Annotated in this window: 13 protein-coding genes; 4 read left to right on the top strand and 9 right to left on the bottom strand. The window is 67.2% G+C overall.

All coding sequences use genetic code 11. The features are described from left to right. Positions 1-14: 14 nt before the first annotated feature. A complete protein-coding gene (locus ACWF99_RS18705; RefSeq protein ID WP_378638089.1) occupies positions 15-1538 on the bottom strand; it encodes a DUF2142 domain-containing protein in 1524 nt (507 codons plus the stop codon). Next, positions 1535-2503 (bottom strand): glycosyltransferase family 2 protein, encoded by a 969-nt coding sequence (locus tag ACWF99_RS18700; RefSeq protein ID WP_378638091.1) that lies wholly within the window; start codon positions 2501-2503, stop codon positions 1535-1537. The genes ACWF99_RS18705 and ACWF99_RS18700 overlap by 4 nt, the downstream gene beginning before the upstream one ends. A 204-nt stretch (positions 2504-2707) precedes the next feature. Here ACWF99_RS18700 and ACWF99_RS18695 point away from each other — a divergent pair, with 204 nt between their 5' ends. From ACWF99_RS18695 to ACWF99_RS18685, 3 genes are all read left to right on the top strand, one after another. Continuing rightward, on the top strand, positions 2708-3256 hold the full coding sequence (locus ACWF99_RS18695) for a GtrA family protein (protein ID WP_452536968.1): 549 nt from the start codon (positions 2708-2710) through the stop codon (positions 3254-3256). A gap of 109 nt (positions 3257-3365) precedes the next feature. After that, positions 3366-5264 carry a glycosyltransferase gene (locus ACWF99_RS18690; protein ID WP_378638464.1) on the top strand — a complete coding sequence of 633 codons (1899 nt, stop codon included), beginning with the start codon at positions 3366-3368 and terminating at the stop codon, positions 5262-5264. 3 nt (positions 5265-5267) lie between these two features. Further along, complete coding sequence (locus ACWF99_RS18685) at positions 5268-6182, top strand: GNAT family N-acetyltransferase (protein ID WP_452536967.1); 915 nt, start codon at positions 5268-5270, stop codon at positions 6180-6182. Positions 6183-6258: 76 nt separating this feature from the next. On the opposite strand, the gene rsgA is transcribed toward ACWF99_RS18685, so the two are convergent. The 6 genes from rsgA to ACWF99_RS18655 all read right to left on the bottom strand — a co-directional run bounded on the left by rsgA (position 6259) and on the right by ACWF99_RS18655 (position 11847). After that, on the bottom strand, positions 6259-7290 hold the full coding sequence (gene rsgA / locus ACWF99_RS18680; protein ID WP_452536966.1) for a ribosome small subunit-dependent GTPase A: 1032 nt from the start codon (positions 7288-7290) through the stop codon (positions 6259-6261). 298 nt (positions 7291-7588) lie between these two features. After that, positions 7589-8125 (bottom strand): hypothetical protein, encoded by a 537-nt coding sequence (locus tag ACWF99_RS18675; RefSeq protein WP_378660810.1) that lies wholly within the window; start codon positions 8123-8125, stop codon positions 7589-7591. Between the two features lie 64 nt (positions 8126-8189). Further along, complete coding sequence (gene glfT1, locus ACWF99_RS18670; protein ID WP_379221961.1) at positions 8190-9278, bottom strand: galactofuranosyltransferase GlfT1; 1089 nt, start codon at positions 9276-9278, stop codon at positions 8190-8192. Then, positions 9275-10117: a galactan export ABC transporter ATP-binding subunit Wzt/RfbE gene (wzt, locus tag ACWF99_RS18665; RefSeq protein ID WP_378638478.1), complete on the bottom strand. Its 843-nt coding sequence runs from the start codon at positions 10115-10117 to the stop codon at positions 9275-9277. The genes glfT1 and wzt overlap by 4 nt, the downstream gene beginning before the upstream one ends. A 12-nt stretch (positions 10118-10129) precedes the next feature. Next, positions 10130-10957: a galactan export ABC transporter permease subunit Wzm/RfbD gene (wzm, locus tag ACWF99_RS18660; RefSeq protein ID WP_378638681.1), complete on the bottom strand. Its 828-nt coding sequence runs from the start codon at positions 10955-10957 to the stop codon at positions 10130-10132. Positions 10958-11268: 311 nt separating this feature from the next. After that, positions 11269-11847, bottom strand: coding sequence for a bacterial proteasome activator family protein (locus tag ACWF99_RS18655; protein WP_378638481.1), 579 nt, complete (start codon positions 11845-11847; stop codon positions 11269-11271). Positions 11848-11933: 86 nt separating this feature from the next. Between ACWF99_RS18655 and ACWF99_RS18650 the strand changes: the two genes are divergently transcribed. Further along, positions 11934-13136, top strand: coding sequence for a cysteine desulfurase-like protein (locus tag ACWF99_RS18650; protein ID WP_378660816.1), 1203 nt, complete (start codon positions 11934-11936; stop codon positions 13134-13136). Positions 13137-13142: 6 nt separating this feature from the next. Here the strand turns inward: ACWF99_RS18650 and ACWF99_RS18645 are convergent, their stop codons facing one another. Continuing rightward, on the bottom strand, positions 13143-14126 hold the full coding sequence (locus ACWF99_RS18645; RefSeq protein WP_452536965.1) for an NAD(P)H-quinone oxidoreductase: 984 nt from the start codon (positions 14124-14126) through the stop codon (positions 13143-13145). Positions 14127-14145: the final 19 nt, after the last annotated feature.

Genomic DNA, 14145 nt, shown 5'->3' with positions numbered 1-14145 from the left:
CGTCGTCTGGGGAATTATCCCCAGACGACGGTGTAATACGTTGCGGCGGTAGCGACAAGCGCGAAAGTCGACGCACAGGCGATGGTGATCGCGGTCCCCCGGGCCGGAATCACGCCCTCGGAATTCGTGAGTCGCAGCGGCACCACGCGAGCCAGTACCGCCAGTCCCATGATTGCCAGCGGCACGAAATACCGGCCCTGCACACCGTCGATGATGTAGAAATCGACCGGCGTGAACGACATGTACAGCGTCACGTAGATCATCGCCACACTCGCGAGCACCGTGAGCGCCACGATCAGCGTGCGACGGAAAGTGGCTGTGGTGGTACTCATCCGGTCGACGATGCCGAAACTCACCGCGAAGGCGAGCAGGCACGCCAGCATCGAAATCGCGGGCACGTCCACATACGCGAAACCGAGTTCGCCGAAGAACTGGTTGAACCAGCGATGGTCGCGCAGCGCGATGCTCTCGCCGAAGGTGTGCACGAATTGCACCGGGTCGCTGAGGATTCCCTTCAGCTGATCGCCCGGTCGCACCTGCCCCCACTGATGGGGCGGGCGCATCAGGCCCATGCCGTCGCCGGTGGGCGCCGCGATCTTCGTCCAGGCGAGGAAAAGGACACCGCCCGTCACCGCGAATGCCCACGGAACGAATTTCAGTTTTCCGGTGAAACCGAGCCGGTCGGCGGGCACCACCACAACGAGCATCGCCAGCAGCACATAGGTCGGTTTGCTCAGCGGCAGCGCGATCGTCGCGGCGAGCAGCGCGGCGGTTTCCGCCCGGTGCAGTCGATCGCCGACGAACAGCGCTTTCAGCAGCAGCGCCGACACCATGATGGCGAGCGCGTTGGTGAGCGTGTCCGCGGTGACGGTGCCCGCCTGGAAAAGCGCGATCGGCAGCACCGCCACGGTGAATACCAGCCACTGGCTACGCCGCTCGCGCAGCGCGTAGAGCCCGAATCCGACGACCGCGAGATAGGCGACCAGGCCGGCGAAACGGGTCAGCAGATACATGCCACCTACGTTGAGGCCGAGCGCCTCGCCCAGCCGAATGCCAACGGCGGCGGGCACATACGGCACCGGCGAGTAGGCGGCGGTGTTGGTGAACCACATCTGCCGGGTCGTCGAGGAGACCTCGGCCGCGGCGAGCCGGTCGTAGGCGCCGGGGTCGGCCACCATCGCGTCGGGCTCTTCGGGGTTGTCGTTGTAGTCCTTGAAGGCGTAGCCCATCAGCGCGTCGACGCTGACCGGGATCTGCCCGCCGTAGGCCACACCGCGATCGTCGACGATGCGCTGGGGGAACACGCCGCCGTGGGCGACCTGGTAGGCGCGGCCGAACTGGGTGATCTCGTCGTGGCCCCAGAACGCGGGCGTGAGCACCGCGAACACGGCGCCGAACACGGTCGCGATCATCGCGAACGCGACGGTGGCGGCGCCGAACCGCTGGGTCACGGTCCGGATCGGCGCCAACGCCCGATCCTTGCGTGCGGGGGTCTTGCTGGGTTCTACAGTCGTCTCGGGCTCGATGGACGTGGTCACCGACGGTCTCCGGCCGCGACGTCCTCGCTCACCCCGGCGGCCGAATAACGCAGGTAGACCAACCGCGCCGTCTCGTGGCGGGAGCGGCGGATACCGTCCAGGATCAGGCCCGCGGTCCAGGCGAGGCTGCCGAGCAGCAGCAGCGTGAACGCGAGGAACAGCGTCGGGAACCGCGCTACCTGGTGAGTGTTGTAGAAGTCGATCACGATCGGCACGGTCAGAATCACCGAGACCAGCCAGGCGATGGTGCCGAACAGGCCGTAGAACGCGACGGGGCGTTCGTGGCGGGCCAGGCCCAGGATCAGCGCGAGGATCTTGGTGCCGTCGCGGTAGGTGCGCAGCTTGGATTCGCTGCCCGCGGGGCGGTCGCGGAAACCGACCGGCACCGAGGTCTGCGGCACGCGCAGGTGCAGCGAATGCACGGTCAGCTCGGTCTCGATCTCGAACTCGCGCGACACGGCCGGGAAGCTCTTCACGAACCGGCGCGAGAACACCCGGAAGCCGCTCAGCATGTCTTCGACGTTCTCGCCGAACACCTTGCCGACCACGCCGTTGAGCACCTTGTTGCCGGTCTCGTGACCGCTGCGGTAGGCGCTGGCGTCGGCGTCGTCCTGCTTGCGTACACCGAGGATGTGGTCGTAGGGGCCCTCGAGCAGCGTCTTGATCATCAGCGGAGCGGCCGACGCCTCGTAGGTGTCGTCGCCGTCGATCATCAGATAGACGTCGGCGTCGATATCGGCGAAGGCGCGGCGCACCACATTGCCCTTGCCCTTGGTGTTCTCGAAGCGCACGATCGCCCCGGCCTCACGGGCGCATTCGGCGGTGCGGTCGGTGCTCAGGTTGTCGTAGACGTAGACGACGATCCCCGGCACAGCGGCTTTGAGGTCGGTGACGACCTTGGCGACCGCGGCCTCTTCATTGTGGCAGGGGACCACGGCGGCAATGCGAAGCTCGGTGGAGTCCACCCGGGTCAATCCTCGGAGTTAGGCAGCAGTGGGACACCGGGAGGCTACAGGATTATCGGCGGGCTGGCGCCCGCGTGTCCGCGGCCCTGAGGGGCCGCCGGTCAGGCACCGTTGCTTGCTCCTTCGTCGCCTACGCAACGGCGCCTGACCGGCGACCCGGCCGCGAACCGGCCACTGCGTGGCCGACCCTCCCTAGGGGTCGGGGTGGTGGTTGGCTACCGTCAGGGCGTGTCGCAATCAGTTGAACCGCCTGCTGTGCCCTTTGTGTCGAAGGTGGTGGCTGGGTTGCGGCAGGGTGCGGCGTTTCTCGTGGTCGGGGCGATCGGGTTTCTCGTCGATGCGGGGACCTACAACCTGTTGGTGTTCTGGGGCGGGGGCTTCTCCTTCTCCGAAGGTGTGCTCTATCACTCGCCGCTGGTCGCCAAGATCATCGCGATCGTGGTGGCGACGGTGGTCACCTACTTCGGCAACAAGTGGTGGACCTACTCGCACCGCAAGTCCGGCAGCCCTGTTCGGGAATATGTTTTGTACGCGATCGTCAATGTCGTAGCGATCCTCCTGCAACTCGGCTGCCTCGGCTTTTCCCGATATGTGCTCGACCTGTCGTCGCCGCTGGCGGACAACATTTCCGCCACGGTGATCGGGCAGACGATGGCGGTCGTATTCCGCTATTGGGCCTACAGCAAATTCGTTTTCACCGGCTCATCGGCAAGCGATGAGCAACACGCGCGGAGTGCGGCAACTCCTCACTGACAACGCGCGGGTGGCGCGTGATTGATATCCTCGCCCCGCCCGCCGCGACGCCCTTCTTTACGTGACTGCCTGCGCCGGCGCAGTCGATACCGAGAATTTCGAGGACTTCATGGAGCAGTCGGCTACCAAAGCCGTGACCGAATCGAACGATCGGCGCGAGGCCGCGCCCGCATCGTTGCGCGGTGAACACTCAGCGCCCGAGCGGCTCGTGCTGGCCCGAGGCATCTTCACCGGGCCCTCGGCGCGGGTGAACGACGACCTCTACGCCGTCGTCAAGGGGGGTGCCGCCGTCCGCGAACGGCACTCGCTGCACCTGCCCAAGGGCGCGACCGCGCACACCAACACCTACTTCGGCCGATTCGCCGCCAGCTACTGGCAGCGCTGGACCACCGTCACCGAGGTGTCGGTGGGTGCGCATCTGGTGGTCGCCAACTTGGCGAACGTGCGGCTGGTCGCCTCCGATATCGCCGGGCACCGCCGGATCATCGCCTCGCTGGTGGCGACCAGCAGCGGGGTCGTCTCGCTGACGGCACCGCTGGATCAGTACGTCGACGGCGGCGCGTTGTGGCTCGAGTTCGACGCCGTCGGGGGCGAACTCGACATCACCGAACTCGCCTGGACCGCGCAGGCGCCCGAGAAGGTGCGCCCGGTCGCCATCGCCATCTGCACCTTCAACCGGGCCGAGGACTGCGCGCACACCGTCGCCGCGCTGGCCTCGGACGCGACCGTGCTGGCCGCGATCGACGCGGTGTACGTCGTCGACCAGGGCACCGACCTGGTCGAGGACCGCCCGCTGTTCCAGCAGGTCCGCCCCGATTTCGGCGACAAGCTGCGCTACATCCGCCAGCCCAACCTCGGCGGCGCGGGCGGCTTCACCCGTGGCCTCTACGAGGTGTCGGCGGCCAACGAGCACGCCGACGTCATCCTGATGGACGACGACATCCTCTGCGAGCCCGAGACCGTCCTGCGCCTACAGGCGTTCGCCAACCTGACCGTCGAACCGACTCTGGTCGGCGCGCAGATGTTGTTCCTGCTCAACCCCGACTACCTCAATGTCGGCGCGGAAGAAGTGCATCTGCACGAGCTCAAGCACGGCCAGAAGGTGCCCAAGGCACTGCGCAACACCTCCATGCTCAAGAAGAACCAGGAGCGTCGCGTCGACGCGGGCTACAACGCCTGGTGGACCTGCCTGATCCCGGCCGAGGTGGTCGCCAAGATCGGGCTGCCGGTCCCGATCTTCTTCCAGTGGGACGACGTGGAATACGGCATCCGGGCGCGCGAGCACGGTTTCGTCACCGTCACCCTGCCCAACGCCGCCGTCTGGCACGCCGACTTCTACTGGAAGGACTACGACGACTGGGCGCGGTACTTCTCCACCCGTAACTCGCTCATCGTCGGCGCCCTGCACACCGATCTCGACGGCAAGGCGATCACACGCGAGTTCTTCCGCTATATCGCCGAACACCTCGTCGGCATGCAGTACGGGCTGGTGCACACCACCCTGCAGGGCATCGAAGACTTCATGAAGGGCCCGAAGGCGTTGCGCGACGGCGGTATCGACGCCCTCGCCGCCGCCCGCAGCAGCCGCAACGACTACCCCGAAACCATCAAGCACCCCGCGGCCACCCCGCCGGTGAACTCCGCCGACATCTCCGTGCGCCGGGCCAGCGGCGAACCGAGCCGCGTCACCCTGGTGCTGATCAAGCGCGCGATCACCCAGTGGACCGGCCGCACCCAGCCCGGTCTGATCGGCGTCACCCGCGAGGACGCGCACTGGTGGCACATCGGGCTGTTCGAGCACGTGGTGGTCACCGACGCTTCCCAGTCCGGCGTGCGGGTACGTCGCCGGGACAAGGCTCGTGCTCGCGCACTGCTCATTCGCGCCTACCGCACCCTGCGCAAGCTCCGTAAGGAACTCCCGGCGTTGCAGGCCGAATACCGCAGGGCCGTACCGGAACTCACGAGTCGGGAGAACTGGGCGCGGCTGTACGGTATCGACCCGAGCTGACCCATGACCCGTTTCGTCCGGGCCGCCTCCGCTGCTGACGCGGAGGCGGCCGCCGGGCTGCACGCCGAATTGCACGCGCATTTCGAGGTGCGCCGTCCGGCCGACATCATGCGCCGCACACGGCAGCTCACCCACAACGACTACTCCGACTGGCGACCGGCGCCACTGCTGATCGTCGAGGACGAGACACCCGTCGGTTTCGCGAGCTACGAGTTGTCCCGACCGAGCAAGTGGTCGGCGGGCGATCTGCGTATCTCGGAATTCCTGATCACCGAGTCGGCGCGCGGCACCGGCGCGGGCGCGACCCTGCTCGCCGCCGTCCACGAGGTCGCGAGTGCCGCAGGAGTAGCGGTGAGCGAGCCGAACCAGGCCGACCCGGATGTGTTCACGACCGCGGAACGCTACATCGGCTCCCACGTCATCGACTTCGCCTACGAGCGGACCCGAGCCGGGCACTGGTCGTCGCTGCGTGCCGAGGCCGAGAAAAAGGGCTGGCCCGCACCACGACTCAACGACCTGTGGCACACCGAACTCCACGACGATCCCGAGCCCGGCCACCTCTATGCCGAGGGCGAGGTCCCGTTCATCCTGCTGCCCGACGGCCGGGTGGTCACCGCGCGATTCCGGACGATCCATGTCGAGGAATACCTCGGCCACGGCCCGGAGAACCGCTGGACGCTGGCCCTGTCCGGTCGGGAGTTGCGCACGATAGGCGGGCTGGAGATCGACCACAGCTGGTCACGAGCGGAGAACCGGCCCGCGCTCGCGGTGGCCATGGACGACGGCCGGCTCATGGTGAACTACTCCTACTACGCCGGCAATCACTTCGGCTCCGACTCGGGCACCATCGACTACTTGATCGACTTGGCCGAGGGCACCGCATCGCAACGCGCCCACGTCACCTTCGAACAGGACTAGCGAGATCATCAGGCACTGACGCGGTTCGGCTCTCGGCCGTTGTTCGCGTGAGTGCCTGATGATCAACTGCTCCGGCTCAGCGGCGGCCACGTTCGCGGTAGTTCTTCCGCTGCTGTTTGCTGATGTCGCGCCATACTCGTTCGCGTTCGGCGGCCAGACGTTTGTCGGTGCGGGCGGCCATCCACTCGTTCTCCTTGGCCAGCTTGCGATAGCTGGTCAGCCTGCGTTCGGCGATGGTGCCGTCGGCGAGGGCGGACTGGACCGCGCACCCGGGTTCGGTCTCGTGGGCGCAGTCGGCGAAACGGCAATCGGCGGCGAGGGATTCGATGTCGCTGAAGGTCTTGCCGATGCCGTCGGCGGCGTCATAGAGGCCGATACCGCGCAGTCCCGGGGTATCGATGAGCGTCCCGCCGCCGGGGAGAGGCCGCAGTTCGCGATGCACGGTGGTGTGGCGGCCTTTACCGTCCACGGCACGAACCGCGTTGGTGGCGAACACTTCCGCGCCGAGCAGTGCGTTGGCGAGAGTGGACTTGCCCGCACCGGACGGCCCGATCAGGGCGACGGTGCCGCTGAGCACCGCGGTGAGCACATCGAGACCGACCGCGACAGCGGCACTCACCGCGACCACGGTGGCGCCGGGCGCTACCGCGCGCACCTCATCGAGCGGAAGATATTCCGCCGCATCAGCTTTGGTGAGCACGACGACCGGCTGGGCATTGCTCTCCCAGGCCAGCGCGAGCATCCGTTCGATCCGCCCCAGGTCGACATCACCGTCGGCGGCAGAACAGATCAGCACGGTATCCACATTGGTGGCCAGCACCTGGGCCACCGAGCGCCCGGACACCGACGACCGCATGATCGCCGAGCGTCGTGGGAGCAGTTGTCGCACAGTGCCCTCGGCATCGAGTCCCACCCAGTCACCGGTGCACAGTCCGGTGATGTCGCGCGGGCAGGCGGCTCGCGCCGGGCCGCGCGGGGTCACCACATCGCATTCGCTGCGGTCCATCCGCACGATGCGAGCGGGTGCGAGATCGCCGAGCAGCGGCAGATATTCAGAAGCTACGGCTTCGGTCCAGCCGTAAGGGACGAGCAGGTCGTAGTCGACCATCGTAAGGAATCCTTCGTCGGGTGCCGAACCCGAACGACGGGTTCAGCGAGTTGAGGTGATGTCCGGAGCAACCTGGGCAGGCGCACAATCGCGCCGCCCGGCCACGGCAATCCACACGTGTGTACTCACGGACATCCACCTCCTCTCCAACGTTCGAACACCACTGTGCCCGACCACGCCGACACCCGGCAACTCATTTTCCGTGCGCGGTCTCGCGCCGTCTTCACATGGGCGAACTCGCGCTGTCGCGCGGCCCGATGACGGCACGCCTGCTGTCCCGCAGGTAGGCGTTCGGGGCTTACGGCACGAAGACTTCGGTCGACTGGGGGATGTTGGGCTTGTCGGTGCGGACCGTGACCTGGACTCGACCGGGGCCGGTGTTCGCGATCACGTCCTGGACCGGGTAGGTGCTGGTGCTGGTGGCCGGGATGAAGCGGGTCACCGAGCCGGTGGCGCCGCTGTCCAGGTTCCGCCAGTCGACGACAACGTTCACATCGCATGCCAGCACGGTGGGCGCCCAGTTACCGAGTGGGGAGAAGCCCTGCGAGACGCGCAGGGCGATGCTGTGGGTGGCGCCGGGCGCCACGCTCGGGGAATTGAGCGGTCCGTCGAACGCGGTGCCCGCCACGTTCAGGATGCCGACGCAGACGCCGTTGCCCAGGGTCGCCACCGGCGCGGTCCTGACTTCGTTCATCACGCAGGAGCGCGGGCCGACATTGGACCAGCCGAGCTGGCACTGGTCGTCCGCCTGGGCGGTGCCGGGTGCGGCGAGACAGAGCGCGGCGCCGGCGAGCACGGTCGCCGCGGCGGATGCGAAACTCTTTGCGAAGGTCACGTTTCGCATAGTAAGACCGAATCGCCGATTGTTGCCAGAGCGAACTACCCCCTAGTTTCAGGGGCTAGTCGGGTTTACCGAAGTGCTCGTTGCGCCCCAGCGACCGCAGCCGGAACCATTCCTTGAGCCCGGCAGGGTCGCGACGGGTCACCAGGAAGAACCAGGAGAATCGGATCCACTCCTGCGGCAACAGCTTCCGCATACCGGGCTGCGACATCAGGTAGCCGCGATTGCGGTAGGTGAAGTAGCGCTTCACCGGATCGTCCGGGTACTGGGTGTGCATCCGCCCGCCCAGGATCGGCTTGAATTCCTCGGCGCCGTTGGGATGCAGGTAGGCGGTCTGCAAGCAGGTGCCGAACGGCAGCCCGGAGCGGACCAGGCGGCGATGCACCTCCACCTCGTCGCCACGCACGAACAGCCGCAGGTCGGGCACGCCGATCAGGTCGACGGCCTTCGCCGAGATCAGCGCGCCGTTGAACAGCGACGCGATGCCGGGCAGGAAGTCCTCGTCGCCGAGCTCCGAACGCAGCCGCCGCCACACCACGCCGCGGCGCAGCGGGAACGCGAGACGGTCCGGCTCGTCGATGTCGCAGACCACCGGCGACACCTCGACCAGGTTGTGCCTGCGCGCGCAGTCGATCAGTGTCGCGAGCACTTCGGGCCCGTCGGGGCGGCCGTCGTCATCGGCCAGCCACACCCAATCCGCGCCCTGGGTGAGCGCGTGCAGCATGCCGAGCGCGAAACCGCCCGCGCCGCCGAGGTTGTGGCGTGAACCCAGGTAGGTGGCCTCGATCGGTTGCTGCGCGACCAGCTCGGCCACCGCGTCCTCGTTGGCGTTGTCGACGACGATCAGATGGTCGACCGGACGCGTCTGTGAGGCGAGCACTTTCAACGACTCGGCGAGCAGTTCGCGGCGCTTGTGCGTGACGACCACCGCGATGATCCGCGCGGTGGGGCCGGTCTCGGTCGTGATGTCGGCGGGTTCGGCGCCGGGGGGCAGTTCCGCGTCGTCGGGCAGCACGACCGCGGGCAGCGCGTCGTCGGGCAGCACGGCGGCAGGCTCGACAGGTGCCGGCGTCGCCTCGAGACGGTCGGTCATGCTGAACCCACCCGGCACGGCAGCCGGGGCAGCCTCGTCACGTTGACCGCTCATACCTGATTCTGCTCCAGCTTCTTCTCGCCCGCCGCGCCGAGTGCGCCCTCGGTTTCCAGATCACGCAACACCTGTGCCACGTGATTACCCGCCTCGGGCCCTTCATACGCTCGCACAACGTCCTCGATCCCGCCCTGTTCGCGGATCTGACCGTGGTCGATCCACATCGCGGTATCGCAGAGCTGGGCGAGGAATTCGTTGGAGTGGCTGGCGAACACCAGGATGCCCGACCGTGCGACCAGCGACTGCAGCCGCGTGCGGGCCTTCTTCATGAACTCCGCGTCGACCGCGCCGATACCCTCGTCGAGCAGCAGGATCTCGGGGTCGATCGAGGTGACCACACCCATCGCCAGCCGCACCCGCATACCGGTGGAGTAGGTGCGCAGCGGCATCGACAGGTACTCGCCGAGCTCGGTGAAGTCGGCGATCTCGTCGATCTTGGCCATCATCTGCTTGCGCGTCTGCCCGAGGAACAGGCCGCGGATGATGATGTTCTCGTAGCCGGAGATCTCCGGATCCATGCCGACGCCGAGGTCGAACACCGGGGCCACCCGACCGCGAATGCGCGCACTGCCGCGCGAGGGTTCGTAGATGCCCGAGAGCAGACGCAGCAGCGTCGACTTGCCCGCGCCGTTGTGGCCGACCAGACCGACCCGGTCGCCTTCCTTGAGGGAGAGGTTGATGTCGCGCAGCGCCTCGACCACCACCACGTCGGAGCTGTTGCGCCCGATCGCGCCGCCCGCCTTGCCGAGGAATGCCTTCTTCAGCGACCGGGACTTGGCGTCGAAGATCGGGAACTCGACCCACGCATCATGGGTTTCGATACTCACACGGCTCATCGAGAACTGCTCCTAAACCCAGTACGGGACGCGGGCACGGTACTGCTTGAGCGCCAGGATCGCGACGGCCCAGCCGACGACGGTGATCGCACCGACGATCGCCCAGTGGTGCCATTCCGAGGGCTCACCGAGCAGGGGAGCGCGCACGATCTCCAGGTAGTGATAGGTGGGGATGATCTCGAGGAGCTTGGCGCGGTCGCCCGCACCACCGACCGAGTTCTCCAGCGCCTTCGTCGACCACATCACCGGGGTCAGCACGAACAGCATCAGCGTCATCGAGCCGAGGATCGGGGCGATATCGCGGTAGCGGGTGGAGAAGATGCCGAAGACGATCGTCACCCACATCGCGTTGAGGAACAGCAGCAGGATCGCGGGAACCACCAGCAGGAACGACAGATCCAGATCACGCCAGATCGAGAACGCCACCACCAGCACCGCGTAGATCGCCGCGTTGTGGATGAAGAACAGGAACTGCCGCCAGACCAGGCGATACACGTGCACGCTCAGCGCCGAGGGCAACTGTTTGATCAGTCCCTCGTTGGCGATGAACACATCGGAGCCCTCGAGAATCGAGGCACTGATGACGTTCCACACGATCAGGCCGACGGTCACATACGGCAGGTACTCACTGATCGGCTGGTCCAGCAGCGTCGAATACAGCAGACCCATCGCCAGCGCCTGCAAACCGGTCGCGATGGTGATCCAGAACGGACCGAGCACCGACCGGCGGTAGCGCTGCTTGATGTCCTGCCAACCCAGCGACAACCACAGCTCGCGCTGGTGTAGTCCGTCGCGCATGTCTTTGAACGCACGCCCGAAGGTCTGCGAATCCGACACCATCGGCGTCCTCACCAGCAGCGCGGCGTCGGTGGTGTGCTCGGCAGCGGCGGCTTCGGTCACCTCTGCGTCGGTGGGGGTGTCTTCGGAATGCACGGGGCTCTCTTCGGTACGCGCGTCACTGCGATCGGAGACCGAATCAGGACGGGCGGCAGCGGCGGGCACGGTCCCCGACCTTACAGTGTTGTTTTCCGGCTGGCGCCGGGTGTCGCGGCCCTGGGGGGCCTCGATCTTCCCTCCCTCCGGGTACTCCTTCGTCGCACCCTCCGCTCAGTCCAGATCGAGGCGGGCCGCGAACAAGAGACTCGGGGGGTTTACAGGTACTGACCGCCGCCCACATGGCCGCCCGCCTTGGCGTCCGCCGCGTGCATTCCGGGCGGAAGCGCACCCTGGCGCATCTGCTCCAGCTGAGCGCGGGCGGCCATCTGCTGGGCGAACAGCGCGGTCTGGATTCCGTGGAACAGGCCCTCCAGCCAGCCGACGAGCTGGGCCTGGGCGATGCGCAGTTCCGCGTCCGAGGGCACCGAGTCGTCGGTGAACGGGAGGGTGAGGCGTTCGAGTTCCTCGCGCAGTTCCGGGGCGAGGCCCTGTTCGAGCTCACGGACCGAGGACTTGTGGATCTCCTTGAGGCGCGAGCGGCTGGCGTCGTCCAGCGGTGCGGCGCGAACCTCCTCGAGGAGCTGCTTGATCATCGTGCCGATGCGCATCACCTTGGCGGGCTGCTCGACCATGTCCGTCAGCGACTCCGCCGACTCGCTCGCGGCCTTCTCGTCGTCCGGCACGACCTGCGCGGTGAACGCGGACCCGCTGTCGGCGTCGGCGGGCACGGTCAGTGGACGGCCGTCGGGACCGATCACGACGATGGATTCGGGGACATCCTCCGAGTGCGTCATATCCCCATCATTGCGTGTGCGCCGGGTTCGCGCTAAAACCCCCACGCGGTTACCCCGGGAGGCCCCCTGCCCTTAAAGTGGCCACCATGACTTATGACGTCGCGAGGGTTCGGGGCCTGATACCGTCCCTGGGCGACGGCTGGATCCATCTGGACCCGCAGGCGGGGATGCTGGTTCCCGATTCGGTATCTCGTGCCGTCTCAACGGGTTTCCGCACCTCTTCGTTTTCCCATATCGGCCGCCACGGTGCGGCATCGCGCAGCGGCGCGATCCTCGACGCCGCACGGGAAGCTGTCGCCGATCTGGTCGGTGGAGATCCGGCCGGCGTCGTCCTCGGTCCCGATCGCGCGGTACTGCTGGCCTGGCTGGCCGAATCGCTGAGCTCACGCCTCGGTCTCGGTACCGGCATCGTGCTCTCCCGTTTGGACGACGAGGCCAATGTGGCCCCGTGGCTGCGCATCGCCAACCGCTACGGCGCGCACGTGCGCTGGGCCGAGGTGGAGATCGAGACCTGTGAGATGCCGTCGTGGCAGTTCGAGGAGCTGATCGGGCCGACCGCGCGCTTGGTGGCGCTCACCGCCGCGTCACCGATCGTCGGGTCGGCGCCCGGTGTCCGGGTGGCCGCCGATCGGGTCCACGATGTGGGCGGACTGCTGGTGGCCGACGCGTTCGGCGCGGCGCCGTACGCGCTGATCGACATCGACGAACTCAATGCCGACGTCGTCGCGCTGAGCGCGCCGTCGTGGGGTGGACCGCAGGTGGGCGCACTGGTTTTCCGCGACCCGGCGTTCCTCGACCGCATCCCGTCGATGTCGCTCAACCCCTATGCCAAGGGCGCTGAACGCCTAGAGGTGGGCGGGCATCAGTACGCGCTGCTGGCCGGGCTCACCGAGTCGATCGACTTCCTCGCCGGGCTCGACGAGCGCGCCTCCGGCACCCGCCGAGAACGCCTCGAGATGTCGATCACCTCGCTGCAGGACTATCACGACCAGCTCTTCGATCACCTCATGCAGGTGCTGGAGAAGGTCGACAACCTCACCGTGATCGGCCGCGCCTCCACCCGCATCCCGACGGTCAGTTTCACGATGGCCGGGATGCAGGCGGAGAAGGTGGCGGCCAAGCTGGCCGATGCCAGGATCGGGACGGTCAGCGGTGTGCACGGCGGTAGCCGACTACTCGACGCGCTGGGTGTGAACGATGAGGGCGGTGCGGTGACGATCGGGCTCGCGCCCTATACGACCCGCTACGAGATCGACCAGCTCGGCCGTGCCCTCAGCGCCCTCGAATAGCGTGCGCTAGTCGCGAACCCGCAGGATCACCTTGCCGAAGGTCTGCGAATCGTCGAGCAGTTCGTGCGCGTGGGCGGCCTCGGTGATCGGCAGCTCGGTGGAGATCACCGGCACGATCTCGCCGGCGGCCACCTGTGGCCACAGTTGTGCGCGGACCGCCGCGATGATCTCGGCCTTGCTCCCCGGCCCCGATCGTAGACGGCCGCGCACGTTGGTCGCCGCGACGGTGCCCCACTTACGCAGCAGTGCGGCGATATTCAGCGTTCCGCTGACGCCCCCTTGCATCCCGATCACCACCAGCTGCCCATAGGGTGCGAGCGCCTCCACGTTCCGTTCCAGGTACTTCGCACCCATGTTGTCGAGAATCACGTCGGCCCCACCCTGATCCGCGACCGCTGCGACGAAGTCGCCGGTCCGGTAGTTGATCAAGATCTCCGCTCCCAGCTCGGCGCACTTGGTCAGCTTCGCGTCCGACCCGGCCGTCACCGCGACCCGCGCTCCGAGCCCGCGCGCCACCTGGATCGCGTGCGTCCCGATCCCGCCACCGCCGCCGTGGATCAACACCAGCTGCCCCGATCGCAGCCCCGCCGTCATCACCAGGTTCGACCACACGGTCGCCGCCACCTCCGGCAACCCCGCGGCCGCGACAGCGTCCATCCCCTCCGGAATCGGCAACAGCTGCGTCGCGGGTACCGCCACGAACTGGGCGTACCCACCTCCGGCGAGCAACGCGCAGACCCGATCCCCGACCTGCCAGTCCGTCACCCCCGCCCCCAACCGCGCGATCGTCCCCGAACACTCCAACCCGAGGATCGAACTCGCATCCGCGGGCGGCGGATAGAACCCCTTCCGCTGCATCACATCGGCCCGATTGACCCCCGCAGCAACAACTTCCACCAACACTTCACCGGGCCCCGGCTCCGGATCGACCGTCACGGTCCACTCCATGACCTCCGGCCCACCGAACCCGTTCAGCTCAATCGCGTACATGACACCAATCCTCTCCCCA

This window comes from Nocardia sp. NPDC055002 (genome assembly GCF_053608825.1).
This window is presented reverse-complemented; position numbering and strand designations above follow the sequence as displayed.

What these genes read in the sequence shown, in the direction of transcription:
- ACWF99_RS18690 (WP_378638464.1), top strand. Translation starts at nt 3,366, where the DNA reads ATGGAGCAGTCGGCTACCAAAGCCGTGACCGAATCGAACGATCGGCGC.
- ACWF99_RS18685 (WP_452536967.1), top strand. Translation starts at nt 5,268, where the DNA reads ATGACCCGTTTCGTCCGGGCCGCCTCCGCTGCTGACGCGGAGGCGGCC.
- rsgA (WP_452536966.1), bottom strand. Translation starts at nt 7,290, where the DNA reads ATGGTCGACTACGACCTGCTCGTCCCTTACGGCTGGACCGAAGCCGTA.
- glfT1 (WP_379221961.1), bottom strand. Translation starts at nt 9,278, where the DNA reads ATGAGCGGTCAACGTGACGAGGCTGCCCCGGCTGCCGTGCCGGGTGGG.
- wzt (WP_378638478.1), bottom strand. Translation starts at nt 10,117, where the DNA reads ATGAGCCGTGTGAGTATCGAAACCCATGATGCGTGGGTCGAGTTCCCG.
- wzm (WP_378638681.1), bottom strand. Translation starts at nt 10,957, where the DNA reads ATGGTGTCGGATTCGCAGACCTTCGGGCGTGCGTTCAAAGACATGCGC.
- ACWF99_RS18655 (WP_378638481.1), bottom strand. Translation starts at nt 11,847, where the DNA reads ATGACGCACTCGGAGGATGTCCCCGAATCCATCGTCGTGATCGGTCCC.
- ACWF99_RS18650 (WP_378660816.1), top strand. Translation starts at nt 11,934, where the DNA reads ATGACTTATGACGTCGCGAGGGTTCGGGGCCTGATACCGTCCCTGGGC.
- ACWF99_RS18645 (WP_452536965.1), bottom strand. Translation starts at nt 14,126, where the DNA reads ATGTACGCGATTGAGCTGAACGGGTTCGGTGGGCCGGAGGTCATGGAG.